Origin of the sequence: Pseudomonas putida (genome assembly GCF_004357765.1) — a bacterium.
In the GTDB taxonomy this organism is placed as follows: Bacteria; Pseudomonadota; Gammaproteobacteria; order Pseudomonadales; family Pseudomonadaceae; genus Aquipseudomonas; species Aquipseudomonas putida_U.
Window position 1 is genome coordinate 30,248 of record NZ_SMTE01000010.1, and the last position, 26,207, is coordinate 56,454.

Annotated in this window: 25 protein-coding genes, 4 tRNA genes and 1 pseudogene; 18 read left to right on the top strand and 12 right to left on the bottom strand. The window is 57.2% G+C overall.

Translation table 11 applies throughout. From position 1 onward, the window contains the following. The first annotated feature begins 83 nt into the window (after positions 1-83). The 3 genes from E2H86_RS16015 (at position 84) to E2H86_RS16025 (ending at position 322) form a co-directional block, all read left to right on the top strand. Positions 84-159, top strand: a tRNA-Asn gene (locus E2H86_RS16015). A 4-nt stretch (positions 160-163) separates the two neighbouring features. Next, a tRNA-Pro gene (locus E2H86_RS16020) sits at positions 164-240 on the top strand. A gap of 6 nt (positions 241-246) precedes the next feature. After that, a tRNA-Lys gene (locus tag E2H86_RS16025) sits at positions 247-322 on the top strand. Positions 323-550: 228 nt separating this feature from the next. Here the strand turns inward: E2H86_RS16025 and E2H86_RS16030 are convergent. The 3 genes from E2H86_RS16030 to E2H86_RS16040 form a co-directional block, all read right to left on the bottom strand. Continuing rightward, positions 551-1,846, bottom strand: coding sequence for an NAD(P)/FAD-dependent oxidoreductase (locus tag E2H86_RS16030; protein ID WP_133329528.1), 1,296 nt, complete (start codon positions 1,844-1,846; stop codon positions 551-553). Between the two features lie 84 nt (positions 1,847-1,930). Further along, positions 1,931-2,104: a DUF3094 family protein gene (locus E2H86_RS16035; protein ID WP_133329530.1), complete on the bottom strand. Its 174-nt coding sequence runs from the start codon at positions 2,102-2,104 to the stop codon at positions 1,931-1,933. A 132-nt stretch (positions 2,105-2,236) separates the two neighbouring features. Continuing rightward, complete coding sequence (locus E2H86_RS16040; protein WP_133329532.1) at positions 2,237-2,866, bottom strand: DUF1780 domain-containing protein; 630 nt, start codon at positions 2,864-2,866, stop codon at positions 2,237-2,239. A gap of 104 nt (positions 2,867-2,970) precedes the next feature. Here E2H86_RS16040 and E2H86_RS16045 point away from each other — a divergent pair, with 104 nt between their 5' ends. After that, on the top strand, positions 2,971-3,654 hold the full coding sequence (locus E2H86_RS16045) for an energy-coupling factor ABC transporter permease (RefSeq protein ID WP_133329534.1): 684 nt from the start codon (positions 2,971-2,973) through the stop codon (positions 3,652-3,654). A gap of 48 nt (positions 3,655-3,702) precedes the next feature. Here the strand turns inward: E2H86_RS16045 and yacG are convergent, their stop codons facing one another. The 4 genes from yacG to E2H86_RS16065 are packed head-to-tail and all read right to left on the bottom strand — an operon-like array spanning position 3,703 to position 6,600. Further along, positions 3,703-3,903, bottom strand: a complete 201-nt coding sequence (yacG, locus tag E2H86_RS16050) for a DNA gyrase inhibitor YacG (RefSeq protein WP_133329536.1) — start codon at positions 3,901-3,903, stop codon at positions 3,703-3,705. Next, the gene (coaE, locus tag E2H86_RS16055) at positions 3,900-4,523 is read right to left on the bottom strand and encodes a dephospho-CoA kinase (protein ID WP_133329538.1); all 624 of its coding nucleotides are present in this window, start codon (positions 4,521-4,523) and stop codon (positions 3,900-3,902) included. The genes yacG and coaE overlap by 4 nt, the downstream gene beginning before the upstream one ends. Further along, positions 4,523-5,389, bottom strand: coding sequence for a prepilin peptidase (locus tag E2H86_RS16060; RefSeq protein ID WP_133329540.1), 867 nt, complete (start codon positions 5,387-5,389; stop codon positions 4,523-4,525). The genes coaE and E2H86_RS16060 overlap by 1 nt, the downstream gene beginning before the upstream one ends. 2 nt (positions 5,390-5,391) lie before the next feature. Continuing rightward, positions 5,392-6,600, bottom strand: coding sequence for a type II secretion system F family protein (locus tag E2H86_RS16065; RefSeq protein WP_133329542.1), 1,209 nt, complete (start codon positions 6,598-6,600; stop codon positions 5,392-5,394). A gap of 330 nt (positions 6,601-6,930) precedes the next feature. On the opposite strand from E2H86_RS16065, the gene E2H86_RS16070 reads away from it, so the two are divergent. From E2H86_RS16070 to E2H86_RS16120, 11 genes are all read left to right on the top strand, one after another. Then, positions 6,931-7,359 carry a pilin gene (locus E2H86_RS16070; protein WP_133329544.1) on the top strand — a complete coding sequence of 143 codons (429 nt, stop codon included), beginning with the start codon at positions 6,931-6,933 and terminating at the stop codon, positions 7,357-7,359. Between the two features lie 51 nt (positions 7,360-7,410). Continuing rightward, positions 7,411-7,486, top strand: a tRNA-Thr gene (locus tag E2H86_RS16075). A 161-nt stretch (positions 7,487-7,647) separates the two neighbouring features. Next, complete coding sequence (locus tag E2H86_RS16080) at positions 7,648-8,937, top strand: tyrosine-type recombinase/integrase (RefSeq protein WP_133329546.1); 1,290 nt, start codon at positions 7,648-7,650, stop codon at positions 8,935-8,937. A gap of 271 nt (positions 8,938-9,208) precedes the next feature. Beyond that, positions 9,209-9,997, top strand: coding sequence for a hypothetical protein (locus E2H86_RS16085; protein ID WP_133329548.1), 789 nt, complete (start codon positions 9,209-9,211; stop codon positions 9,995-9,997). 64 nt (positions 9,998-10,061) lie between these two features. After that, the gene (locus tag E2H86_RS16090) at positions 10,062-10,322 is read left to right on the top strand and encodes a helix-turn-helix transcriptional regulator (RefSeq protein ID WP_133329550.1); all 261 of its coding nucleotides are present in this window, start codon (positions 10,062-10,064) and stop codon (positions 10,320-10,322) included. Next, positions 10,319-10,651: a hypothetical protein gene (locus tag E2H86_RS16095; RefSeq protein WP_133329552.1), complete on the top strand. Its 333-nt coding sequence runs from the start codon at positions 10,319-10,321 to the stop codon at positions 10,649-10,651. The genes E2H86_RS16090 and E2H86_RS16095 overlap by 4 nt, the downstream gene beginning before the upstream one ends. 540 nt (positions 10,652-11,191) lie before the next feature. Next, positions 11,192-11,479, top strand: coding sequence for a hypothetical protein (locus E2H86_RS16100; RefSeq protein WP_133329554.1), 288 nt, complete (start codon positions 11,192-11,194; stop codon positions 11,477-11,479). Then, complete coding sequence (locus E2H86_RS16105) at positions 11,476-11,760, top strand: DUF3077 domain-containing protein (RefSeq protein ID WP_023382430.1); 285 nt, start codon at positions 11,476-11,478, stop codon at positions 11,758-11,760. The genes E2H86_RS16100 and E2H86_RS16105 overlap by 4 nt, the downstream gene beginning before the upstream one ends. Further along, positions 11,757-14,651: a DUF927 domain-containing protein gene (locus E2H86_RS16110; RefSeq protein WP_133329556.1), complete on the top strand. Its 2,895-nt coding sequence runs from the start codon at positions 11,757-11,759 to the stop codon at positions 14,649-14,651. Before E2H86_RS16105 ends, E2H86_RS16110 begins: the two co-directional genes overlap by 4 nt. A gap of 90 nt (positions 14,652-14,741) precedes the next feature. After that, on the top strand, positions 14,742-15,596 hold the full coding sequence (locus E2H86_RS16115; protein ID WP_133329558.1) for a hypothetical protein: 855 nt from the start codon (positions 14,742-14,744) through the stop codon (positions 15,594-15,596). A 105-nt stretch (positions 15,597-15,701) separates the two neighbouring features. Next, positions 15,702-17,084 (top strand): FRG domain-containing protein, encoded by a 1,383-nt coding sequence (locus E2H86_RS16120; RefSeq protein WP_133329560.1) that lies wholly within the window; start codon positions 15,702-15,704, stop codon positions 17,082-17,084. Between the two features lie 150 nt (positions 17,085-17,234). Here E2H86_RS16120 and E2H86_RS16125 read toward each other — a convergent pair whose 3' ends face one another. Together E2H86_RS16125 and E2H86_RS16130 are read right to left on the bottom strand one after the other, a co-directional pair. Then, positions 17,235-20,462: a hypothetical protein gene (locus E2H86_RS16125; RefSeq protein WP_133329562.1), complete on the bottom strand. Its 3,228-nt coding sequence runs from the start codon at positions 20,460-20,462 to the stop codon at positions 17,235-17,237. Between the two features lie 198 nt (positions 20,463-20,660). Continuing rightward, on the bottom strand, positions 20,661-21,224 hold the full coding sequence (locus tag E2H86_RS16130; protein ID WP_243744070.1) for a hypothetical protein: 564 nt from the start codon (positions 21,222-21,224) through the stop codon (positions 20,661-20,663). A gap of 1,780 nt (positions 21,225-23,004) precedes the next feature. Here E2H86_RS16130 and E2H86_RS16140 point away from each other — a divergent pair. Both E2H86_RS16140 and E2H86_RS16145 read left to right on the top strand, forming a co-directional pair. Next, positions 23,005-23,247 (top strand): hypothetical protein, encoded by a 243-nt coding sequence (locus E2H86_RS16140; RefSeq protein WP_133329568.1) that lies wholly within the window; start codon positions 23,005-23,007, stop codon positions 23,245-23,247. Positions 23,248-23,572: 325 nt separating this feature from the next. Further along, the gene (locus tag E2H86_RS16145) at positions 23,573-23,842 is read left to right on the top strand and encodes a DUF3077 domain-containing protein (protein WP_133329570.1); all 270 of its coding nucleotides are present in this window, start codon (positions 23,573-23,575) and stop codon (positions 23,840-23,842) included. Positions 23,843-23,846: 4 nt separating this feature from the next. On the opposite strand, the pseudogene E2H86_RS26295 reads toward E2H86_RS16145, so the two are convergent. Then, positions 23,847-23,978 (bottom strand): annotated as a pseudogene (locus E2H86_RS26295) (IS5/IS1182 family transposase); the annotation flags it as partial. A gap of 205 nt (positions 23,979-24,183) precedes the next feature. Then, positions 24,184-24,690 (bottom strand): YkgB family protein, encoded by a 507-nt coding sequence (locus E2H86_RS16155; RefSeq protein WP_133329572.1) that lies wholly within the window; start codon positions 24,688-24,690, stop codon positions 24,184-24,186. Positions 24,691-25,214: 524 nt separating this feature from the next. On the opposite strand from E2H86_RS16155, the gene E2H86_RS16165 reads away from it, so the two are divergent. Then, a complete protein-coding gene (locus E2H86_RS16165; protein WP_133329574.1) occupies positions 25,215-25,703 on the top strand; it encodes a helix-turn-helix domain-containing protein in 489 nt (162 codons plus the stop codon). A gap of 73 nt (positions 25,704-25,776) precedes the next feature. Here E2H86_RS16165 and E2H86_RS16170 read toward each other — a convergent pair whose 3' ends face one another. Beyond that, the gene (locus E2H86_RS16170) at positions 25,777-26,166 is read right to left on the bottom strand and encodes a tautomerase family protein (protein WP_133329576.1); all 390 of its coding nucleotides are present in this window, start codon (positions 26,164-26,166) and stop codon (positions 25,777-25,779) included. Positions 26,167-26,207: the final 41 nt, after the last annotated feature.

The following is a 26,207-nucleotide window of genomic DNA, read 5'->3' on the forward strand; positions in this document are numbered from 1 at the left end:
CGGCCTCAGCAGCGACAACGCGAAAGCGAAATAGCTAAAGAGTCAGAAGCTAACACAGTCTTCGGAGTTGTACGAAGTTCAGTTCCGCGATAGCTCAGTCGGTAGAGCAAATGACTGTTAATCATTGGGTCCCTGGTTCGAGTCCAGGTCGCGGAGCCAATTTCGGGGTGTAGCGCAGTCCGGTAGCGCGCCTGCTTTGGGAGCAGGATGTCAGGAGTTCGAATCCCCTCACCCCGACCATTTTCCGGGTCGTTAGCTCAGTTGGTAGAGCAGTTGGCTTTTAACCAATTGGTCGTAGGTTCGAATCCTACACGACCCACCATGTAAAAAGGGCATCTCGAATGAGATGCCCTTTTTCTTTTGCCTCGGATTTAACCTCGCAAAAAAACCTGCAATGTTAAGTGCAGGTTTTCCCTGTTGCTGCTGGGTTCAGCTGCCGCGATCCCTGTGGGAGCGGACTTGCCCGCGAAGAAGGCACTGCGGTGCATGGCACCGGCTTCGCCGGTGTTCGCGGGGCAAGCCCGCTCCCACAGGCGAAACCCTGCGCCTATCAGTGCAGTTTCAGACGCGGCTCAGTGCCTCGCCCGATCTTGCTGCCCAGCATCATCATCGCCGTGCGGAAGAACCCATACAGCGCCATCTGGTGCATCCGGTACAGCGACACATAGAACATCCGCGCCAACCAGCCTTCCAGCTTCACGCTGCCCATCAGATTCCCCATCAGGTTACCCACCGCCGAGAACCGCGACAGCGACACCAACGAGCCATAGTCCTTGTATTCGTAGGTCGGCAGCGGCTTGTTCTCCAAGCGCGCCTTCAAGCTCTTGGCCAGCATCGAAGCCTGCTGGTGCGCGGCCTGCGCCCGTGGCGGCACATTACGGTCGCTGCCCGGTTGCGGGCAGGCGGCGCAGTCACCGAAGGCGAAGATGTCATCGTCGCGGGTGGTCTGCAGGGTAGGGCGCACCACCAGTTGGTTGATGCGGTTGGTTTCCAGCCCGTCGATCTCCTTGAGGAAGGCCGGCGCACGAATACCCGCTGCCCACACCTTGAGGCTGGCCTGGATGACATCGCCACCGGCGGTTTTCAGGCCTTCGGCGGTGACTTCGCTTACCGCCGCGTTGGTCATCACCGTCACCCCGAGTTTTTCCAGGGTCTTGTGCACCGGCACGCTGATTCGCTCCGGCAGGGCAGGCAGCACCCGTGGGCCGGCCTCGATCAGGGTGATGTGCATGTCCTTGGGCTGGATGCGGTCCAGGCCATAGGCTGCCAGTTCATGGGCGGCGTGGTGCAGCTCAGCGGCGAGTTCTACGCCGGTGGCACCGGCACCGACGATGGCCACGCTGATCTGCTCGCTGGCCACATCACCGGCATGGGCACGCAGGTAGTGGTTGAGCAACTGCTGGTGGAAGCGCTCGGCCTGCTTGCGGGTGTCCAGGAACAGGCAATGCTGCGCCGCGCCCAGCGTGCCGAAGTCGTTGGTATTGCTGCCCACGGCGATCACCAGCGTGTCGTAGGGCAGGGTGCGCGCAGGCAGCAGTTCGCGGCCCTCTTCATCGAGGGTGGCGGCCAGTTGAATCTGCTTGCCTTCACGGTCCAGGCCGCTCATGCGCCCGAGCTGGAAGTTGAAGTGGTTCCACTTGGCCTGGGCCACGTAGTTCAGTTCATCTTCCGAGGAGTTGAGCGAGCCCGCCGCCACTTCGTGCAGCAGCGGCTTCCAGATGTGCGTGAGGTTGGCGTCGACCAGGGTAATCTCGGCCTGCTTGCGTTTGCCCAGGGTCTTACCCAGGCGGGTCGCCAGTTCCAGGCCGCCGGCGCCGCCGCCGACAATCACGATGCGATGAGTCATGGGGATATCTCATAAGGTTTACGGAATTCGTGGCCGTTTCGGCCGGCCGCAAACTGCATGAGGGAAGGGCGAGCGCAAGGCAGCTCATAGCACCAGTCCACCCAGCAGGCGGCTAATGAGGCCCAGCACGATGGTCACGACCACCACCAACCCAAGGAGCAGCAGCGGCCGGAAGGGCCGGCGCTCGACTTGGTGCTGGGGGGCGCGCAGATACTCATCGACACGACGCTGATCGTCCGGATTCAGTCGGCTGGTCATGGTGGGCCTCGTCAGATAGACGTTTGTGACTGCGCAAACGCTACAGCGTTCGCGCAAGGGCTTGAAACAAATGATAAGGCTTTCTATCCCTGGCGCCGAGTGTACGCCATTGCAAACACACTCGGCAGTGGATCAAAGACTGATCCCCACGTCGAACACGATGCTGCGCCCCAGGTTGCTACGCAGGAAATCCGGTGCATCGGGATGAGCGAACAGCACCCGGGCGAAGGTCGGCCCCACCAGCGACAGCGAACGCCACCCTTGGCGCAGGTATTCGGTGGGCGGTGGGAAGTGGGTGTTGAGGTCGAGCACTTCGCGCTTGAGGCTGGAGAAGGCGATGATGTCCAGCTCGCCCAGGTCCAGGCCACGTTCCCGGTAGTTGTGCGCCTTCTTGCGCAAGGTCGGCGCCAAGCGCCCGAGCAACTCCGAGGCGCTGATCCGCCGTGGCCGCGACTCGCGGCGCACCAGTTGCGCCAGGGAGAACGCACTGCGCCGACGTTGCAGCTCTTCACGCCATTCGTCGTTCAGCCGCCGTCCCTCGTCGAGCACGAAGAACACCTCGAACGCCGCATCGCGAAACAGCACATCCGGCGGCTCCTGGCCCGCCGGCATGAACTCTTCGCTGCGGTAGGGGATGTTCAGCCCTTGCAGCAGCCGCTGGCACACCCACCGCTCACGCTCCCATTTGCGTGCATTGGAGAGAAAGGCGTTGGCTTGTTCGGCCTGGATGGTAAGCAGGCGCAAGTAGTCAGAGTCATCCATGGGAACAAGCTTAGTCGGCAATTGTGAACGTAAGGGCTTGTTTGGCCGTGGGAATCGGCGACAGGGTATAGACTCCAGAAAATGGCAGCTCGAACGAGGTGACGGTGATCAGCGCGCAGGTGTTGTCCGGCACCAGCCTGACCGTGGGATGGCTGGTTTATCTACCGCTGTTGGGCTGGGCGGCCAGCCGTGTCCGTTGGGTGGAGTTGCTCACGGACAGGCGGCGTCAACACCTGCTGTTCGGCACGGTGTTCTGCCTGTTCGCCTTGTGGTTGGTGCGGCGCGACTTCGATACCGGTGTGTCGTATCACTTCATCGGCATGACTGCGGTGACCCTGCTGCTGGACTGGCCGCTGGCCGTGCTCGGCGGCTTCATGGCCCAGCTGGGCCTGCTGGCGCTGGGGCGTTACGAGCTGGCGGCCCTGGGCGTGAACGGCCTGTTGCTGATCGGCCTGCCGGTGCTGGTCACCGAGATTTGCGCGATCCTGGTCGAGCGGGCGCAACCGCGTAACCTGTTCGTCTATATCTTTTGCGCGGGGTTCTTCCCAGCGGCGCTGACCGTGGTGGTGTGCCTGATCGCGGCGCTGGGTTTGCTCTGGTGGGATGGCCTGTTCGCCATGCCGGAGTGGCTCAGCGACTTCGTTGGCTACCTGTGGCTGATGATGTTCCCGGAGGCTTTCATCAATGGCACGGTGATCAGCGCTCTGGTGGTGTTCTGCCCCGAGTGGCTGGAAACCTTCAACCGCACCCGCTATCTACAGGCCCCCTGGAAAGACGACGAGCGCTGATTCCAAGCCCGGTTTTTGCCGATCACCACCGATTCACTCCCCATCACCTCAATGCCGAGGTTCCAGATCTCCCGAATACAACTCATCTTCGGAATCTTCCGAACCCGGGATCTTGTGCTCCTCCGCCGCCCACGCGCCCAGGTCGATCAGCTTGCAACGGTCCGAACAAAATGGCCGAAACGCGCTCTTCTCGTTCCATTCCACAGGTGCGCCACAGGTCGGGCAGTCGACGGTCAATGGCTGGCTCATGGCTGGCCTCCTCGTAAAGTCAGGTAAAAATCATGCAGGCGATCGATCTGTTCGTGCAGCGCAGCCAGGTCGCGGTCGTTCACCACCACGTCATCGGCATGGCGCAAGCGCTCTTCCCGCGCCAATTGCGCCTGCAATATGGCCTGCACCTGCTCGGGGTTGGTGTTGTCCCGCGCCAGGGTCCGCTGCACCTGCAGCGCCTGCGGCGCATCGATCACCAGTACCCGCTGGACCTTCTGCGATTGCCCCGACTCGATCAGCAACGGCGACACATACACCGCATAGGGTGACTCAGCCTTGGCCAGGTAACTGAAGATCTCCTGCCCGATCAACGGGTGCAGCAGCGCCTCCAGCCAGCGCCGTTGCTGTGGGTCGGCGAAGATCTTCTGACGCAGTGCCGAGCGATCCAGTTGCCCATCGTCCAGCAGCACGCCGGCACCGAAGCGCTCGACGATGCTTGCCAGCGCCGGACGGCCAGGCTCGACCACCCAGCGCGCCGCCTGATCGGCATCGACCAGGTGCACGCCAAGCTCGACGAAGCGCTCGGCAGCCGCGCTCTTGCCGCTGCCAATGCCGCCGGTGAGGCCGAGAATCCAGGGGGTGAAAGCTGCAGTGGTCATCAGAATCCAAGCAGTTGCAGGTAAGAGGTATACATTTCATCACCCCAGAGCAGCGCAATCCACCCCGCGATGGCCAAATAGGGCCCAAATGGTATCGCCGTGCTCAGAGTCCGGCCCCGCATCCGCAGCAGACACAGCCCCACCAGCGCCCCAACCAGCGACGACAGTACCACCGTCACAGGCAGGATCTGCCAGCCGCCCCAGGCGCCGATCAACGCCAGCAGCTTGAAATCGCCATAGCCCATGCCTTCCTTGCCAGTCGCCAGCTTGAACGCCCAGTACACCAGCCACAGGCTCAGATAGCCGCCCACCGCCCCCCACACCGCATCGGCCAGCGGTACGTAGGTGCCGAAGGCATTGGCGATCAGGCCCAGCCACAGCATCGGCAGGACCAGCACATCCGGGAGCACCTGATGCTCGGCATCGATCAGGCTCAAAGCCAGCAGGCACCAGGTCAGCGGCAGTGCCAGCAACCCCGCCGCGCTGGCGCCGAAATGCCAGGCCACCAGGCCCGACAGCAGCGCCGTGGCCAGTTCTACCAACGGATAGCGTGGGCTGATGCGTGTGTGGCAGCCGGCGCACCGCCCCCGCAGGGCCACATAGCTGAGCAGCGGAATGTTCTGCCAGGCCCGCACCGCCTGGCCGCAATGGGGGCAGTGCGAAGCCGGCAGGCACAGGTCGAAGCGTTCGTGCTCGGTGGTCGGCAAGCCCAGCACTTCCTGGGCATCGCGCTGCCATTGGCGCTGCAGCATGATCGGCAGCCGGTACACCACGACGTTCAGAAAACTGCCCACCAGCAGGCCGAGCACGCAGGCCAAGGTGATGAAATACGCTGGCTGTTGCGCCAGCAAGGTCCACGCATTCATATTCAGATCAGGTTACCCAACTGGAAGATCGGCAAATACATCGCCACCACCAGGCCGCCCACCAGCAGCCCGAGGATCAGCACGATGGACGGCTCGAGCAGGCTGGTCAACTGCTCCAGCGTCTGCCTGACCTGCTCGGCGTAATGCCCCGCGGCCCTTTCCAGCATCTGGTCGAGCGTGCCGCTGGATTCGCCGATGCCGGTCAACTGCACCAGCAACGGCGGAAACAACGGCTCGCTCGCCATCGCCTGGCTGAGCCCCTGCCCATTGGCCATGGCCTGGCGCATGCGCAGGGTGGCCTGTTCATGCAGCTCGTAACCGCACGCCTTGGCCACCGTACCCAGGGCGTCCAGCAACGGCACCCCAGCGGCATAGGCCGTGGCCAGACTGCGACAAAACCGCGCCAGCGCCGTTTGCCCAAGCAATTGACCGAATACCGGCACCTGCAGCACCTGCCGCGCTATCCACAAGCGAGCAGGCGGGTGACGACGGTAGAGCAGGCCCACACCTGCTATCGCCAGCACCAGCAACATCAACAGGTAAAGGCCATAGCGTGACAGCCCTGTGGATAAGTCGATGACCCATTGCGTATATGCCGGCAGCGTATTGCCGAAGCTCGCGAACAGGTATTGGAATTGCGGGATCACTTCGAGCAGCAGCAACATTGCCACCGCCAACCCGGTCAGCAACAGCAGCAGCGGATAGGCCATCGCCTTGCGTACCCGGCTGCGCAGCAGCTGGCGTTGTTCCAGCATATCGGCCAGTTGCCCCAGTTGCCGATCCAGCGTGCCGGACTGCTCGCCCACCCGCACCAGGTTGCAATACAGCCCATCGAACCAGCGCGGATGGCGCTGCAACGCATCGGCCAATCCCAGCCCCGCCCCCACATCTTGTTGCAAGCGCGCCAACAGATCGGCCTGCGCCTTGTCGCACCCGCTGCGTCCCATCACCTCGAACGCCTGCAACAACGGCACCCCGGCCTTGAGCAGGGTCGCCAACTGCCGACTGAACCCCCCCGGGTCGGCTTTGGCCCGCGCCTTCGGCCAGCGCCAGGCCAAGCCACCGGCTGGCCGCACCCGGTCGATGCGAATACCTTGCCGTTGCAGCCCGGCGCGCACGTAGGCGGGGCTGCGCCCAGGTGTCTGGCCGTTGATGGGCCGACCCTGGGGGTCGGTGCCATGCCAGGCATAGAGGTGTAGAGATCGAGGCATGCAAAGGTCCTTTTCTGCCCGTGTGCCAAGCCAGTTCCAGCCCACACAGGTTCGTTGCGATCTTCAGATCACCCCCAAATCCCTTGGGAGCGAGTTATCGGGGCGTTGAGCCGCCACGCAGGGGCCGGAACAGGTTTGGCAAATTCACGAAACAGCTTGCCCGGCCTTTCAGGGGGCGTACTTCCCTGGTGCTCACTAGAGTAGATCAGGCGAGCCCTGATCTGTGGCTTGCAGGGGTGACAAAAGGTGTCTATTCAGGCCTACTGCGCCGCTGCCGGCTGGGGCGAGCACGACCTCAACGCGTACACGTTTGCAAAAGGAAGAGAGTGGATGAAAGGGCAACGCGGTATCACCCTGATCGAGCTGATGATCGTCGTGGCGATCATCGGCATCCTCGCGACCATCGCCCTGCCGATGTATACCAATCACCAGGCCCGCAGCAAGGCTGCAGCCGGCCTGCTGGAGATTTCGGCGCTGAAGACCCCGATGGATCTGCGCCTGAACGAAGGCAAGGACGTCGCCAACGTCGCCGCACTGGGTGGCCAGGCCGGCACCGCCCATTGCGCGATCACTGCCCAAGGCAAGGCGGCCGAGGGCACTGGCAACATTGTCTGCACCCTGGTCGATGCACCGGCCACCGTGCTCGGCAAGAGCCTCACCCTGACACGCTCGGCCACCGGCTGGAGCTGCGCCACCACCGTGGAAGAGGACCTGGCACCGAAAGGCTGCACGGCAGCGGCGGGGGCGGGGAATAATTAGCGGAAACAGGGGTTTGCGTAACGACGGCGGCAGTGGTACGTTGCGCTACACGCCGGTGTAGCTCAGTCGGTAGAGCAGCGCACTCGTAACGCGAAGGTCGCAGGTTCGATTCCTGTCTCCGGCACCAGAGACCAGTTTCCAGAAGTCTATGACTGTCTACGAAACGCCCCGCAAAGCCCGCCTAGTGCGGGCTTTGTTGTTTCTATCCGTCTCGTTTTGTCTCTGGGCATCTACACGATTTAGGGATATGGTTAGGGATATCTCGGTTCGACAAGGAAACGTATCCCTATGGCGCGCACAGTGGTGCCTCTCACCGATCCCAAATGTGATGCGGCCAAGCCTCGGGAGAAGGACTATAAGCTGTTCGATGGCAAAGGCCTCTACCTTCTGGTGAAGCCGTCAGGGGTCAAGACTTGGCGTATGAAGTACACCAAACCTGATGGCCGTGATGGTTTAGCTACGTTTGGCAACTATCCGGCGCTCGGCTTGAAAGCGGCCAGGGAGCGACGCGCTCAAGCGCTTGAGCTTCTTGTTGCTGGGAAAGACCCTATCGAGCAAGCTCGCTTGGAAAAACAGGAAGCGGCGAACGCTCGGGCGAATACATTCCGTTTGCTGGCTCAGGAATGGCACGCGGCCTGCGCTCGTAAATGGACACCTGGTCATGCCTCCACCGTTTGGCGACGTATCGAGTCCCACCTGTTGCCCTCTCTCGGTGATCGTCCTGTCGCGGAACTAAAAACACGAGATCTGCTTGTTCCGCTGAAAGCGGCAGAAAAGCGGGATACCTTGGATACGGCTGCACGCCTACGGCAGTACATGACGGGCATCCTCCGCATGGCGGTCCAGCATGGCCATCTGGATTTCAACCCTGCGATCGATCTGCAAGGTGCCACGGCTACCCGCAAAACAACGCATCGGCCTGCTTTGCCATTTGAGCGCTTACCTGAGCTTCTCCAGCGGATAGATGCCGACAGCGGGCGCGGCCTGACCAAGCTCGCAGTGCAGCTGACCATGTTGGTATTCATCCGCTCCAGTGAGCTCCGCTTCGCTCGCTGGGGAGAGATAGACATGGGGAGGCTGATGTGGGAAATCCCTGGCGAAAGAGTGGCTATTGAGGGTGTGAAGAACTCCCATCGAGGCTCCAAGATGAGCACGCCACACCTGGTGCCGCTCAGCCGACAGGCTGTAGAGGTGCTGGAGAAAATTCGTAACCTTACTGGTCGTTTCGATCTGGTGTTTGCGGGTGACCACAATCACTGGAAGCCCATGAGCGAGAACACCGTGAACAAAGCGCTGCGGCGAATGGGGTATGACACCAAAGCAGAGGTATGCGGCCATGGTTTTCGGACAATGGCCTGTTCTGCACTGGTTGAGTCTGGGCTTTGGAGTAAAGACGCTGTCGAGCGGCAAATGAGCCACCAGGAGAGAAACACGGTGCGCGCCGCCTACATCCACAAGGCTGAGCACTTACAAGAGCGGAGACTTATGGTGCAGTGGTGGGCCGACTATCTGGATGCTAATCGCAGGGATGCAATTACTCCCTATGATTTTGCCCATGGGAGGTCCCTCCATCCATGAAACAGACTGAGATGATGGTGGAGGGTATGACAATGCTTGTCCCATCAAAAGCCGGTGTACCAGGTGTAACCCGTGTAACGGATCAGGCCAAGACGCTGAAATCATTGGGGATTAGGCACGTAACACCGACCAAAATGTTTTCGTACACCCGGTGTAACCTCGCCGTCTCGTGTAACGCGAAAAGCCCCTCGCCCGCCTGCTGGCCTATACGCATGCTCTCTCAGGTCAATGCAAATCGCGGGCTTGGCGCGAACTGCTGGGGCGTGGGGGAATGTTGATTCAGCGTGACTCGTTGTCCATTGAGGGGCTGGCCATCCACCCAACCCGGACCGCATCCAGCACCATAAGGGAGCATTTAAAGCGCCTTCCAATCTTCAGTGGTTACGCTTCGGAGGTTGATGCCGTACTGAACATCATGGAGCGCTGCCGCCACTGGCTCCCGGAGGAAATCGGCGCAGAGCTGAGCAATGCTGCACTGCAATACAATGACGCGATCTACCAGGTGATTTCTCACTACGGGGCCAGGCAACTTGTAGCCCAGTTCCGGAACTATACCGGGCTCGAAACGGCGACAGATGTGCAAGTTATTGCCGCTTTCGCGCTGGCAAATGCTATCCATGCTTTATGCGGCTTGGCCGAGCACTTGATTACACAAGGTCAAGAGATACCCGCCCTTGAGTACTACCAGATGCACCTTTGCTGCATCGAGGACTACGTGCCAGGTGCTAGCGCCTGGCTAGAACCTGATGAAAACGCAGCATGCTGCGAGATAGGCGAGTTGGCCAACGCAGCGTTAAGGCATGCAGATACCAAAATCGACGGAGTGTTGAGTGGCGTTGCTCGGCGCAAGGAACTTGCCAGCCGTGATCGAGCGATAGCGGGAAAGGCCCGAGAACTTGTCCTTGCAGGGACAGCGAGGCACAACCTGAACAGCAAGCTACGTGCCTGGCAGGAGCGCGAAACGGGAACGTCGCTATCGAAGGTACAGATGGGTGAGGTCCTAAAACGCATTCCCTGGTTGCGTAAACCAACCCAGTTCACCAACAAAAAAGTAAAGTGAACCTTAACCGTTAAGTAGCTACTCCATAGTCTGCGCCCTGTAAAACCAATACAGGGAAACAGCTATGACACTCCAACCCGCACCGCTGGGCGACTTTGCAAACGATCAGTCGGCCAGGCTCATTCGCATGAAAGAAGTTGTAGAGCTCGTGGGGCTTGCACGCCCAACGATCTATAAGCTGATGAGTCAACCTGAAAGCACCTTCCCTCAGCCTGTGAAACTCACTGACAGCACCGCCCGTGGCGCTCCCGTGGCTTGGGTTCTTTCTGAAGTTCAGGCCTGGACGCGCGCTCGTATCGCTGCGCGTGACAAGGTGGCCGCATGACGCCCATTTTCCTCCCGCACGCAGCGCTCGATGCAATCGAAGAACTGGGTCAAAAGGCTCCAACACATGGGCGGTTGGCGCGCTTGCAAAAACTGCGGGACGAAGCGCTGGCCAAAGGGGCGCACGTTCTGCTGCTGATTTGGCCGACTCTCGATTGGGGGTTACTGGCTATCGAGACGCCTGGCGACGTGACGATTCGAGATGCGGCGCAGTTGGTTCCCAACGTGCTCGCCAATCCCGATGCACTAGGGCAGATGTATGAGAAGGCGCGGCAAGGCCGCAATCTCACCTGGCTCAAGCTTGAGCGCCGCCCGGTCGCCGCCCACTAACGAGAACGCCCCCGGCTGCAACCGAGGGCGTCTGAGGATATTCACTTTGCCCGCCTACTCTATGCCATGGCCCAGAGCCATGCAACCTGCCCGCACCTATCAGCTTGCGCCTCGTCGGCTCACGCGTTACTCTTCGCAGGTCGCTGCAAATTCAGCGACCGGGTTTGGCGACCCGACGAAATCAAGGCGCACAAGCGCCCCTATCACGAATGCAGGCGCTTTTTTTGTGCCCGCATTCCCGTGTTATGGCGGCTGTGCGTGGGAGACCTTCGGGTCTGCCGGGTTCCTTGATTCCCGGTTCGCCAACCTGCGCACAGCTGCCACCCTAAATCGTTTGGCGACGATCAGTGGCAGCTCCTCAAATCAAGGAGCTCCGCCCATGCACGCCCTCAATCCGTCTGCCCTCCAGAACCACATTGCTGCCCTGAAGGCCCGTGCCATTGCGGCACTGCACGCCGACTCGTCCCTCTCCGTCCGTTTGGCGCGTTACAACGCTGCGATGGCCCGTGCTCGCGCCCTGGAAGCAAACGGGGGTGCCCAATGACCAATCCAACACAGCACTTTTCTCAGCCAGAAGACCTGCTATGCATCACAGCAAATGCACCGGTGGGCGTCCCGATTGATGCGCTCACCTGCGCCATTGAGCGAGCCCAAGCAGTGCTGTGCTTGGTAGAGGATCAGTTTGAGAATGAGCACGGGCAACGCCTGGCTAATAGTGTGATCCTCGGCGCCCTGTGGGATGTGCGCGGAACGCTGGAGCAGATTCGTACCCTGGTCGTGCATGCCGATGACTCGACCTTCCATGTCGCGGAAGGGGGCCAGAAATGAACGGGCACTTTCAGGTCAATACCGTAGGTGGGGTCACCTTCTCTAAGCACAACTCGTTGAATCAACCGCTCTTCAAGGTGTGCCCTGGTGTTTCCGGTGAGGAAGCATTGGAGCAGGCATCGGTGCTCATGAATTGCGTAAACAAACTGACCCAGCTGGCTGGTGTGAGCGAAGACAACAATGCACTGGTGTGGGCGGCACATTATCTGGGCGAGCAGGCAAAGGCGCTTGTCGATGATGTAACCACTGGTATTCAGATTGCCGAGGGTGGCCAAGCATGAGCAGGACCACCCCAAACTCCCGGCATCCGACCTTTGCACAGGTCAAAGCGGCCTCCCTGGCGGCGATTGATCGCGTTTTGGCCCATTGGCTTCCCAATGGCAAGCGTGTAGACGGCGGCAAGGAATACACCGCCCCCAACCCAACCCGAGCTGACAAGCATTCAGGATCGCTCAAGGTGAACCTGGCCAAAGCTACCTGGTGCGACTTCGCCACCGGTGACAAAGGCGGCGATTTGATCGACCTGGTACGCTACCTTGATCGCGGCACCGATGTGGAAGCTTGCAACAAGCTGGCGGCTTTCCTCGGTGTCGAGGCAACGAATAGCGCCAATGTCACACCACCCACTGGCCAGGCCAAAAAGCCAGAGTGGTTACCCGTGTTGCCCATTCCTGAGCAGGCAATGCAGAAGGTGCTGCAAGCGCACCGGCAGCACGGTAAACCTTCCAAGGTTTGGATTTACCGTGACGCCAACGGTCAGCCACTTATGGTGCTGTACCGCTTTGACCTCGGGCCGGATGAGAGCGGCACGGCGCGCAAAATCTTCGCGCCTCTCACCTGGTGTAAACACTCTGCTAACGGTTCGCTGGCCTGGCGCTGGCAGGGCTTATCGGAGCCACGCCCGCTCCTGCGCCTTGATGACCTGGCTAAACGTCCTTCGGCACCAGTCGTATTGTGCGAGGGTGAAAAGGCCGCCGATGCCGCTGCCGAGCTGTTGCCCGAGCATGTTGCCACCTGCTGGCCTAACGGGACGAACTCTTGGCAGAAGGCTGATTTCGCGGCGCTAGTCGGGCGTGAAGTATTGCTGTGGCCAGATAACGACGCTCCAGGCTTGAAGTGCATGGATGCCTTGGCCGATCACCTTCGGAAGCTTGGAGCTGCCTCGGTTCAGACGGTAGCTTTGACTGTATTCAGGCAACTCCCTGGTATGGACGGTGAGCGCCCCATTTTCGCGCCAGGCGGTGAGTGGCGCGAAGGTGACGATGCGGCGGATGCCCAATCCAAAGGCTGGACAGCCCAACACTTGTCGGAGCTGCAACGCACTGGCGAGCTGTCTGCCCTCGCACCTGCCGCCCCGCCCAACCCCACCAAGCAGAGCAAAGCCACTGACCAGGCCAAGCCCCAATCCGAGAAGAAAACCGCCCCGGTCCCGAGCGGCTTTCGTGTCACAAAGGATGGGGTGTTCTATGCCGGTGAGGATGGCGAAGCACGACCGGTTTGTTCACGGCTAGAGATCTTGGCTCGCACCCGTGACGAAAAAGGCCACGGCTGGGGCCTACTGGTGGAGTTCGATGATCCGGATGGTGCCAACAAGCGCCTCAACATTCCGGCCAGGGCGATGGCGGGTGACTTTGGCAAGGAGGTGCTCGCGCCACTGGTCGATATGGGGCTGCGCCTGGCGCCCGTGCGTACTGCTCGCAATTCGCGCAACGACCTACAGAGCTACCTGCAAGGTTATGACGGTTCCGAGCGCGCCCGCTTGGTCACTCGCTTGGGCTGGCATGGGGACGCCTATCTGGTGCCGGATCGGCAGATAGGGGCCAGTACTGAATATCTCCATTTCTACGAGGCCGGCGCCCAGCTCCCGCCCGTCACTCAATCGGGCACGCTGGAGCAGTGGCAACAGCAAATCGGTACATTGTGTGTGGGCAATAACCGCCTGGCATTCGTTGTGTGCGTCGCTTTTGCTGGGGCAGTGCTGCATTTGCTTGGGCATGAATCGGGCGGTTTCCATCTATACGGCGACAGCTCGGGCGGAAAGACCACCCACTTGCAGGTAGCGGCCTCAGTTTGGGGTGGGCCGCGCCTGGTGCGCTCCTGGCGCTCTACTGATAACGCCCTGGAAAGTATCGCGGCGGCGCACTCGGACGGGTTGCTGGTGCTCGACGAGATCGGGATGTGTGACCCGAGAATCATCGGGGAAACGGTCTATATGTTGGGCAACGGCACTGGCAAGGCCCGGGCCAATGATCGCGGGTTGAGCGGGCGCCAAGTACAAGAATGGCGGTTGCTGTTCCTTTCCACGGGAGAAAAGACCCTTGCGCAACACATGGCCGAAGCAAACAAGGATCTGAAAGCGGGGATGGAGGTGCGGCTACTTGCCGTTCCAGCCGATGCTAGCAAAGGGCTCGGGCTGTTCGAGGAGTTGCATGGCTTCGACGATGCCGCTGCCTTGTCGGATGCGCTCAAGGCGCGGGTGGCCAAGTTTTACGGCTCGCCTGCCCTTGCCTTCCTGTCGGCCCTCTGCGACCCGACCAAATTGCGCGCCTATACAGCCATGGTGCGCAGCACAGTGGAGCGCTTCACGGCTGAGGCCCTACCTGCCAGTGCTAGCGGCCAGGCCCAGCGTGCGGCAACCCGCTTCGGTTTGGCAGCGGCGGCGGGAGAGCTGGCCACCGCCTTAGGCGTTACGGGATGGCCGGACGGTTTGGCACTCGACTCCGCCCGCGTGTGCCTGAATGCCTGGCTGGCTGAGCGGGGTGGGGCTGGAAACATGGAAGGTGATGCGATTCTGGCACGCCTGCGCCAAGTGATTGAGCGTTTTGGAGAGAGCCGCTTTACACGCTGGGAATCGACCGCTGCCAAGGTAGACGAACATGGTCCCCGCACTATTGACCGGCTCGGCTTTCGCAAGTCGATGGAGCATGGCATGGGTGACACGTCGCACACGACAACGACCTATTACGTACTTCCCGAAGCTTGGCGCTCTGAAATCTTCCGAGGCATGAACCTCAATGCAGTGAACAAAGAGCTGTTGCGGCGCCGCGTACTGGAGCCAGGCAAAGATGGCAAAGCCTCCACCTCTGTGCGCCTGCCCGGCCTCGGACTACAGCGCTGCTACGTCGTCGTGACGATCCCTGAACCGGCTGAGAACGAAGCGCAGGCCGCTTGAATCACCACCTCTAACCCATGAGGTAGCGATGGCAGCGAGTGGTCTTGCCAGCCCCGGTCACAACACATTCCCATTATTTAGGTATCGATCATGAATGAACTGAAAAAACAGCGCGATGAACTGATTGCTGAACGTGATGCGCTTGAGGCGAGTATTCCGGCTCAACAGGCAGCCTGGCGAGACATGCCGAATGCTTGGCGTAACGGCAATTGCGTAGGCAGCCCCGAAGCAACGGCTGCGATGGAAAAGATTGGCGCTGATGAGAGTCGTGTGCGTAGCATTTCTACGGCACTGGAGAGACTCGACAACGAGATAAATTATCGTGAGCGCCTGGGAAATGCCGGGCAAGCCAAGACACAAGCCCGTCAGCTCATGTCTGATTCAGCTAACGCAGTCTCAACATTGGAAGGGAAGCGCGGACTCCTGTTTGGGCGCCTCCAAGCGATTCAGAAAGATACGGAATTGTCGCTTGAAGCGGCTCGACAGGCCGAGCTTGACGCAGCAAATCTGTATGCTCGAAGTATTTCTTCTGGTGACATCAAGGGGGAAAAAGCAGCAAACAGCGATATGCAGAAGGCAAGTAATCAGCTCATTGAGGCAGATGAACACGCAAGGCGCCAAGAACTGCTCACGATGGCTTTGCAGGCAGAAATAGACTCGCTCGACACTCAGATCGCGCATGCCCAGCAACAACGGAGCGAGGCGCAGAACGCGGCTTTGGCTGCAACTGAGATAGCCCTGGGTGATGAATGGAATCACTTGGCTGAGCAGCTCGTAGCCGTGGGGGCTCGGATCTTGGCCGCAAATCGTCATCGAGGCGGTGCAGGCATGGTGTTATCAAGGTTATCAATTCCAGGCTTCGGCCCTTCGGCCAGTGAGCTCCAGCGAGACGATGTGCTAGGCCGAGCTAAAGGCATCACCCTAGCAGACCTGATCGAAGCGTAACCCGAAACAGCCCGCAGATGCGGGCTGTTTGCTTATTCCATGGAAAATACTAGTAAGACTGTGCTATTACGTGGAACAACGTAAAAAATCGGGAAAGGACACACGGTGCAGATCTTCAACTACATATCCTTCGGGAGTCGGGAGTATCTGGCGGGGGACGGCAATGAGATCACAATGTCTCGAGGGCGCATGTTTGAATACACGCCAACCGACATTGAGAAGCGGCTTGAAGGCCTCGATTCCACGGCGATCGCGTTTCTCGAAAAGCTGCCGACCTTTTTATGTAGCGAGATCAGGCGAGTTAAGGGCAGTGCTTCGATGCTCATTAAGTACGGTCGAATTTCACGAACTATACCCGGGGTGAAGGAGGTCTCCACCACTTTCGAGACATTGATCGATTTCGGTGAGGTCGAGTTTGGCGACTCTGAGTCAGCACGGACGGTATTCGGCGCGGATGCATTCCAGCTCCATCGAACTCACTGGGCTATCCGGGAAGGCGACGCACAGATGGTGCTACGCCGATTAGTCGATCTTAACCCTGATCTTGCACATCTCGTTGAGGTGCCTGAAATACCCCGTGCAGAAGATTCAATGGTTCAACCTCCTCCACGCGATAAAAAGATCATTGGCGTCGCCGATAGCGTGGAGTCTTTCCTTCAGTTGCTCTACACCTTGCCGGCAAAAGACTCGACCGAAACCTTCTTCAGGGGGCATAGTGATGCTCGTTATGAACTAACACCTTCACTGCTACGTAAGTGGGAAAATGGTGACTGGAAGTTCATGCCGAGCGAGGATCGACTCTGCAAAGAACTATTGATTGCGCATTACGATGAATTTCAAGGCGATCAGTACTGCTTTGATCGACTTGTGCGCATGCAGCATTACGGTTTGCCTACGCGACTGCTTGATATCTCTAGCAATCCCCTTGTTGCGCTTTTCTTCGCCTGCTCCGGCAGGGCGGATCAGTTGGGGGTTGATGGCGAGGTAATCGTATTTAAAGTGAAATCGGAATTGGTGAAATATTTTGATTCTGACACTGTTAGTTGCATTTCAAATCTCTCCAATCTTACGTATACGCAGAAAAATAATGTAGATCTTAGTCTGGATAAGGAGAAGTTTAATTCGACGGAAGTTGCAGGGAAGCTACTCCATCACATCAAGTCAGAGAAAGGTTTTTTCGAGGGGCGTATTGTCCCTGATGACTTGAGGTCTATTGTCTGCGTAAAGGCTAAGCGCACGAATACCCGCATCAAATCGCAGTCCGGTGCATTTCTGCTGTTCGGGCACGAGGCTGCGCTTCCTGATGCCGGGCAGGATGGGCTTGAAGTTTCTCGGGTCACGATACAGAACAAGCTATATATTCTTGAGCAGCTCGGCCAAATAAATATAAATGCCACAACAGTCTATCCTAGCATCGAAGAAACTGCCGTTCACTTACGAGATCAGCATCAGCTGCCGCGAACTTGCACGCCGGGCTCTGGCAGCTAATACTGTCGAGCATTAGCCGGGCACATTGTGAAGGATAGTAATCGGCCAGAGGAAACTGCTCAGACCAAACTTAAGCCGAAGGCGTCGTTCGCCGCAAAGGCGCTAAGCTCCAGGCGTCGTTGATGGGACGCCTGGCGGAGGTGGCTAACTCTATCTGGCTTCAAATGAACGAATTTTGTTCAGCGCACGGCTAATTGGAGGATTCTTCATACCTGGTGGAATAAGGATATCGTCGTCAGGCGTGATAGCCGAAATCTCCTGGTCATTTTCATCGATCTCCCAAGCATGCATAACAACAACCCCGGAAGTTATTAGATGAATGACCGGCGCTCCGTCAGAGTTTGCGGTGGCAATGTAGCACTTCTTATGCGCTTCGTAATCTTTTAGGAATCTGTCAATATTTACAGAGGAGCTTGGTGTCATGGTGTGAATTCTAGAAAGAGCGGTTTGGACTTTAGAAGTCCCATCATCAGACCGATCAATGTTGCTTGTAACTGCTACGCGATAGTGCGCAGGGTTCTGCCTGTTGATGCCTCGTATCAATGCGATGCGCAAAGCATTGTTGTGATCCTTGTTTCCGATGCTTTTTGCAATATTCTCAAATATTTTATTTCCAATGGTGGTGTTTTCAAAGGCAAACATAAGCAAAGGGGTTTGACCTTCGCATGTTTGAAAACCTAAGCCCTTCCAGCCGGCTTGATCCCACAGGCTCGTTTGAATAAGAGAAACTACTTTGACCTCTCTATGTTTCATTGTCGAAAATTGAAACGGATGGATTGGGCGTTCCTCCGGCGTATCAGATCTAGGGCGCCAATCCATAGGCTCTATGTTGTGGTGCTCAAACCAAGTTACGCGCCGTGTAGGCTCATGCAATTCGCAAGTAGAATTATGATGCGCCTTGATGCCTGGAATAGCATCACGCCCTAAGAAATAGCCGTCTAAACCTATATTGCAGTTGAAGAGAACTGCGCGCTCCAGGGCTTTGTCGTCTCGAAGCATCTCTTCGAATTTCGACCGGCCGATTTGAGGGCAAATGATGGACACAAATTGAAGGCAGAATTCACTATAGAATTGTTTGAGTGCATCTCGTTGGTTGTCGCTTAAGTTGGAGATACTGAACGGCGAGCAGAGAATTTCAGCAGAGGTTACCTGCGCAGCAGTGTCAAAATTATGCTGAAGTATGAAGTCATCCTCATCTTCCAACAAAATATCAATATTCACGGCGGGCAGTGTAGATGCTATATGGTCCACCATCATCGGTGCGCAGACGCTTTCTAGTACAGCCAGCAATTGCTGCGCTAACTCAATGCAAGGGGATTTCACCGGGAAGGATACGGACACGTTGCAACCCAGGATGTTGGAGCTTATGTTCGTCCAGCGATCCAGATAAAGGTCGAGCGGGCCCACAGGGGCGCCCAGATCAATGCTGCGCCACATATTCATAAATTGAAGGTCAATAGGTTCACCCTCAGTCCCGGCTTTATCTTCATGGCCCAAGCAAACCAATAGCGCATCTGCGCTAAGATCCAAATTCAACTGTTTCAGCTTGTCCGGTAGCCAGGCTAGTCTTTCAATATCTGAAAATTGGGCATTGAGAAATAGCTTGCCAATCAGAGCCTCATAACTCATTTTTTGATTTTCTGACCACAGATTTTCATCCAGCGTTGGAGAGATCATCTGAGACAGATAGTACCAGGTCAATGATTGGCCCAATCGACCAAGCTGACCTTCAATCCACATAAGTTGCTGGTAAATAGCAGCTTGCTTAGCACAGCTTCGCTGTTCCTTTAGTGCGTCAGCGGTGACTAGGTAAGCTGCCATCAGCGCGGCTCCTCGTGCAGCCCAGAGGAGGCCTTGCTTCTCGTATGCATGGGACAGCATATAAAGGGCAGCGAACATTTCCGTTTTGCTCTCGCTGCTATACAGCCCATAGAGGGACAAGCCGAAGCATTTGATCGCCCTGTAGTAATCTTTTTTATCGCTACTCAGTGCACCTCGTCTCAAGTACTTATCCGCCTTGATCCGGCTATTCTCCCGCGCGCCGGCATCATCAATGAGCTTGTCCATGAGGTCTTCATAGGCCTTGAGATCTCCGAAGGCCACATCGAGAGCTTCCAGCAAGTTGATGAGGCGAGCCATTGGGTAGCCAATCAGCTTATGAGCACTATCAGCGATGGTGCTCAGAGACCTGAAGATATCATTAACCTGTTCTTCATTTTCGGCTGCCAGTAGATCCAGAAGCGCCAGAGAAGTCTTGGCTTGTAATGCACCACTGATCATATTGGCGTCGCTGGAAATCAAGTTCAACCTTTCACGGATGGTTGTCCCCAGGGAAACCAAATCGAGGGTGCACTTGCCGTCTCGATGAGTTGTGACCACTAGATTGAACAACGTTACGACTTTCTCCCAGACCTCAACGTTGTCGGTCTCTTGAGCCACTCCAAGTGCTTTCTCAAAGGTTTCCTCGAAGAGTTCGGCATTTTCTAGCCACCAGTACGCAGCCCATGTCAGCTGATAAAGGGCATCGAAATGCTGCCTCTTAGTACCAAATTTTTTCGCTGTCCGAATAGCGATATTGAACTGCTGCTCCACAGCAGCGGCGTCTCGTTCCAGCTCTTTGTAGATGATGGCCCGCTTGGTATATAGGTCGACCTGAGAGAGTGTCAAACGTCCCGGATCTTCAATCTGTTCGATCTGGCGTTCGATGTCTGTTAGCTGAATCTGCTTGTCAGCGTCGAATGGGCCGATCTGAATCTTGCTCTCAATGCTGCCTGTAAGACCTAAGTGATCGATGGCAAGTTGCTGATTCTTGGGCTGTAATGTTTTATCAAGCAGCCAGGTGCGATCGAGTATCGTAACCTTGACGCAATGCTTTTTCGAAAGGTCGTCTTGAAGCTGCGCTCTTAGGCTGTTCTTGATGAACCGGCTTGAGACACAGAAGATACGGGTGTACCCACGCCCGGTGGACATGATGCTCTCGACATCTTTCGTGCATTTTTTCTTCCAGTCTTTCTGGGTGCTAACACCGAATGCCCATCGCTCGGACTCTGGAGCCTCGTTGAGTCCCCAGAAGAAGGCGATTTGGCTAGATACTGGATACGTCTCAGTGTCAGTTTTACCGTCGCCACCGGCTGTTGGCCCGGTTTGGGCAACTAGGTTGGGACAGATTTCTCGTTCACAAAGCTTCCGTACGAATATCTCGAACTCAAGCTCTTGGCTTCGATTGTTCAGAGTCTCGAAGTGATACTCCAGCATCAAGCGGTCGATGGTAGCTTCTTGAAGCTTCACTGAGTCCGAGAACTGCTCTGGACGTCTTGCTCGCAGGAAGTCTTGCGGCTTAGGGCCATAGATCTTGGTAGCTGACTGGTCCTTTTCCATCATTCACTCCTGAAATGATCAACGGCATCGCCCGGCTACGATCCACGCTCTGGCCTTAGGTCAATGCAGGGCTCGACGTCATCGAGTGGTGTGCGGGTCGCGATGCTTGGGAACATCCGCCCAGACATTGTGAGCGGACGCTCATTTATACCAGCCACGTGCGCTAGCACCGGACCAAAGATTTTGGATTGCCAAAATTTAGGGAGCCGACCTCTCGGGGTGCCAGAAATTACAGCTCAAATTATTCAAGCCCCCGTAGGGGCTAGGCTTCACTGGGAACACCTTTGGCACAGCATCCCCATCGCCGCCACCTCGGAAGAACTCTCTCATAGAGAACAGCGCCTGAGCCTTCAAGCGCTCCCACTCACGGTACAGGCTGTCTTCGAGATCCCTAGCTGCCTGCGCCGCGCTGGGTTTGCGCTTGGGCAGTGACAGGGTGTAGTGGGGCTCAGGGGAGAAATCGTATACGAAGGTTAGGTATCCGTGCTTCCAGTCCGCAGACGGCGTCGCTCGCCAGCGGAACGACACTTGTACCGATAGCCGCTTGCTGAGATGAAAAGGCGGCCTGATCTGATCATCGATGAAGAACAGCTCACCATCTTCGCGCTCAGCTTCGAGCCGGTCCTTCATTTGCTGCACTGCGTGAACGAGGTCACTGCCGGCGCGCAGCGCATCCTGCAAAGTACGTTCGCGCTTGGTAGGGGCTTTGGCCTTGCTGTACTCAGCGATCGCTTGTTGGAACGCATGGAGCTTAGTAGCCACGTAGGGTCCACAGCTACTGAGACCAAGGCCGTGAATTGGCCCTAGTCGTGCTTCATCTAGACACTTGCGTACTGCTGCCCGGAGCACCGTCTCGTCGACTTCGCTGATTGAAGTTTGCTGGTCACTCGGCAAATTAATGTACGTCATCGCCAAAACTATCCTTGTCTACGGTTACCTGGCAACCATCCCATCTCACGATTGGCCACTTGCAAGATTTCGCCCGCACCTAGGCGGGACTGAGCGTCCAATGGCGTTGCCAGGGAACCTCTTGATGTTACTCGGGTGATGCTGTCATAAGTGTTCAGATAAGCGCAATGTCGCAGTGCCAGCATCTGGAGATAGACCGACCGTTTGCAGGAAAGCGCTGAGCCTGGATCACTACTGCTCCTGTAGATGCCTCGAGCTTCATGGATTGGCTCTGACCATGCGTAACTATCTGTTTTCGGCCTAGCGCAGGTGATTACGGTCGGTCGTTTTCGGTGGATAGTTGAGCGTCGTGGTTACACCGTTTCCGTAGTTACACCGCTGATTCAAGTATCTGCATCGGCATGTAACATCACTTATTATGATTATAAATCAATGGCTTGAGGTGGTTCGTTACACCGGTTACACCGGTTACACAGCTTTAGATTGCTAATTATCGAGCGACCCCATGCCCCATATTCGATAGTGCCATCAGCGGCAGAGGCCATGCCTTGGTCTCCCGGTTCTGAAGCCGGCGGGGACCCTGGTAGATTAGGCAAGATACGGGGCAGGAAACCCGCGGCTCTTTGTTAGCGGACGGTTCACCAGCTTAGTGAACTAGTAAACTGAGTGAACCGGTTCGGTGCAGGCTGCCCTGATGTCCTGCTTGTAAGCATTATCACGGGGAGTGTCTACACTTTCGTCGCTAGGCCCTGATGGCCATCATTAAGCCATTAGGCCGTAGCGGCCAACGTCACGACACAGGGAGTAAGAGCTTGCCTTCTTTCATCATCAACAAAAACCAGCAGCAGAACGGGGATTATGAGGTCCACAACACCACGACCGGGTGTAGCTTCATGCCTCAGGTCGCCAACCAGATTGCGTTGGGTATCCATACCGACTGCGCAAGCGCTGTTCGTCAGGCTAAGCAGAACTGGCCCAATGCAAGGATCAATGGGTGTTACTACTGCTGCCGTCCGTGCCACACAAGCTAAATCCTCATGAGATAGCCGAAGGCAGCGCTGATGCGCTGCCTTCGGTACGAGAGCGGTGGTTTTAGTTTTAGGGGTACGTTTAGGGATACGTTTCGAAATGCTCTCGCTATATTCCCCAATTTCATTGGCTAATAGTGCTGCTATTTGGTTCCTGTCTCCGCCATTTTCCTTCCACAACCAGCGCGCTTCAAAGGCCCAAGCACAGGCAGTACCGCCTCCCCGACCTGACCCGAGCTGGCCCTGCCCAAATCAAGGCCAGCTACCGATGCTCATAGCTACACGACGTGATACATCTCCCAGCCAAAATAATCAGATTTTCCCCCTTCCCTGTAGTCCATTTCCCAAAGATACTTCCAAGCCCTCCAAGCCATTGCGGTGGTTCAGATTGCGCCCTAGTCTCGATGGGTCGCTGCCAAATCAGCGGCCGGCTTTGACAGGCCGTCTAAGAAAAACACCCGCATAGTTCGCTTATATGGTGGCTGTGTATGGGGCACCTAGTGTGCGCCGGGTTTTGGTTTTTTCTACCGGTCTGTCAACCCATACACAGCTGCCACCCTCTCGTTTGACAGCGGAAGGTGGTGGTCCTAATCGAGAAAATACCAATGCTGAAAATGGTGCCCGATCCACCCCACGCGTCTACATCTCTAGAAGACGCTCTCATGACTGCAGCAGACTACGCCCTCTGCGCCGAAGCCGTTGCCCAACAGGCCGTTCTGCTCCACCCGCGTTCACCGGTCACGCTACTGATCATGGCGTCAATGCACGAGCTGGAAGCACTGCGCAAACTGATCGATTCGGCGCTGGCACAAATCCAGGTTCCAATGAATCCTCAAACGTTGCACTGAGCCGTAGCAAGTTTTGTCTGGCAGGGCCTCTTCGCGGGCAAGCCCGCTCCCACAGGGTTTTGCGGTGCTTGTTGTAGTTCTGCGTTGAGCATGTGGGCACGCGGATCGCGTGACTTCCAGCCCGGGCATTCCAATAGCTTCTACTCATCCGCATCGACACCAAGTTTCGCCTGGTCTGGCTCCAGTGCTGGCAAACCAGCGTTCCCCTTGGGCGGCGTAACTTGACAAACCGGGCGTCGCTCCTGCGGGGGCGTTGGTTTGCCATGGCCACGAGCCGAGGCGCTGGGGCTAGCCCAGGCACCTAGATAGTCAGGGAGATACAACCATGTCCACGGACGATAACGACAGCAAAACCACTGTCGGCAAGACGAAGTTTTACCAAGGCGAAGGCCAAACCCAACCCCTGTTCTGCGTCGAGCCTGGTATTCCCTGCCAGCACGCGCACGAGCAGGCGTCGGAATTGATGGGCTATGTGCGTGACTTGACCCTCAATGGCCTGATGGAGGAGGACTCGTCTTCGCTATGGGCAGCACACTATCTGAGCGCGTTGGCCAAGGCACTGATGGATGATGCCGAGTTGGGGATGATGCGCTAGGCGCCTAGGCTCTGTACGAAAAGAGATGTCGCAAGCACCGCATGGAGCAAGCCAGTGAGACCATGGATGCTTAGCTTTTCGCGAGCTTCTCGAAGCGTGTCACGATGCGGCGGTTCTCTTTCAGCCAGGCAAAGATTCAAAGGGGACAGATTTATTTTTGTGACACTCGCTGATGAAACATAAATGTTTGGCCTGCCCCGCGTCAACGGACGTCAAGAGGCGATGTTCGAGTCGTTCTCAAAGTTATGTTGTTCACTCGAACATCAACTTCTAAAAAGGGGTAGGGCATGAGCAAAAAGGGCCTTCTGCTGGTGCAGAAGACCCTTATCAAAAACGAGACTTCATTTCTGCTCAAGTGCAGTAATCGAGGTGCCCGCAATGAAAATCGAAGCGGCGAGCAGACCCAAGTCTTTCAGCAAGAACTGGCCAGGCACCACGGAAATCGCAGGGAAGCCGAGGCTTGGTTCGAACACGCCTGGGGTGGTCAGCATGAATGAAAGCGTCGTTATGAACAGGCCTGCGGAGAGCAATCCGCCCAAGGCCGAGAACTTTGCAGAAAACATCCGACCGGCAATGAGTAGGCCAATGGATACCTCCAGAACCCCCAGAAAGTTGGAGAAACCTTGGACGCTCATGAGGCTGTACACCCAGTAAAGCAGCGGGCTGTTGCTGACGAAGCCATGAATCCCGTTTGCTTCGTAGCCTGTAAACTTCATGCCTCCAAACCAGGAGTAAATGATGGCCATGGCCACGTAGATGCCTACAACGCCGGTGCGAGTGAAGTGCTGGCCCAGCCCTCTGTTCAGAAGGCGGGTGGCGATGGGGCGGTCAGTGATAGAGGTGTTCATGAGCGATCTCCAAGAAAGTGTGTTGCAAGGGCCTGCTTATCAGGGGGCGTACGGCGCACTTCCTATCGAAGCAAGCAACGCCGTTTGAGTACGGGGTCATGATGCAATGGAGAGTCGTTCTTTTGGGCGCAAATGGTCTAGAATTTGCTGCAGATGGTCCAAATCAGAGAGCAAAAAGGGACTGATTTATTTCTCTGACCAGAAAGGGGACTGATTTATTTCTCTCGCTCCTTCTAACCCCCTTCGCCGCGCTCTGAATGCATAACCGGTAGCCTGGTGCCTGTTTTACACGTACGGAGGCTTTCAATCGGCACGATATTGCCGATTTACGCCATGTGCACTTTGTTAATCAGCAATAAAGTGCTGATTAACGGTGTGGCGATGCCGCCCACGCGGACGACGAAGTGGGCTGGAGAGCGCAGGGGTTCTTTTAATTGGAGCGCAAACTTCGCTGAATCGGTGCGAAATGCAGCCTCTCTACCCGTGAATAACCTGGATAAGCGACTCGTGGAGTGGGGACTGCGATGAAAAAGCTACAGCCTGAAGAACGCGCTCAGCGCGTAGAGGATATCCTCAATCGCAACGCCGCGGGGCTTGATGCAATTGGGACATCCATCCGCCGCCTGCGGCTCGAAGTCACCGGGCTTGACCAGAAGACCTTCGCGGCCATGTGCAGGATATCCACGAAAAGCTTGTACGAACTTGAGAGCGGGAAGTCGAATCCGAAACTCAGCACCTTGGAGGCTGTGCTGCGTCTCTTTGGCGTGCGGATGGGTATGGTGATGACTACCACACATAAGCCCATTGCAACGGTCGTCGGCAACACTGTCGGCCCGTTGAAGGCCGCTGAGCCAAGCGCGGCGGCCACGCGGCCGGCGGCGAATCTTTCGCCCCCGGCCGGCTCCGTGGTGGCCGGACCAAAGCGTGGGAAAAGCCCTGCGGTAGCCAAAGCGAAGCAGGCAGTGTTGAGATCGGCATCGCCACGCGCACGCAAAAGCAGTCAGGACAAGTGAGTTTGGCGTGGGATGCAAATCAACGCTGGACCGGTCCCGCGACAACGAACGCCAACAGCCGACCATCCACCTTTCAACCCCAAAGCTTCGCAGCCTGCGGCACCCCGCCATACCCATAAGCCGTAGCTCGCACGTCGATCAGGTGAACGTTCGAATGCGGGTGCACATTCCCGATGCGCTCCGAGAGCAATTCATACGACTCACGCTGATACCGCCGTTTCTGCTCCACCGTCGTCGTCTCGTCAGTGATCGTGACCTCCAAGCGAAAGCTGTTTCGCCCCAGGCTCTCAAGCGATTCACTGTCGATGAACCACAACCCTGGATCGACGAACCGAACGATCACCATCGTTTGCGATGGCTGCTTGTCCAGAATACGGGCAGTCAGTTCAGTCAGCTCGTGGCTGAGGCGCGACGCCAGCGTAGCATTGGGCGCGCCGGATAAGGTCAAGGTGATACCAGGCATTTGGGTGACCCTCGTGAGTGATGTGCCTGTAACGTAGCCTT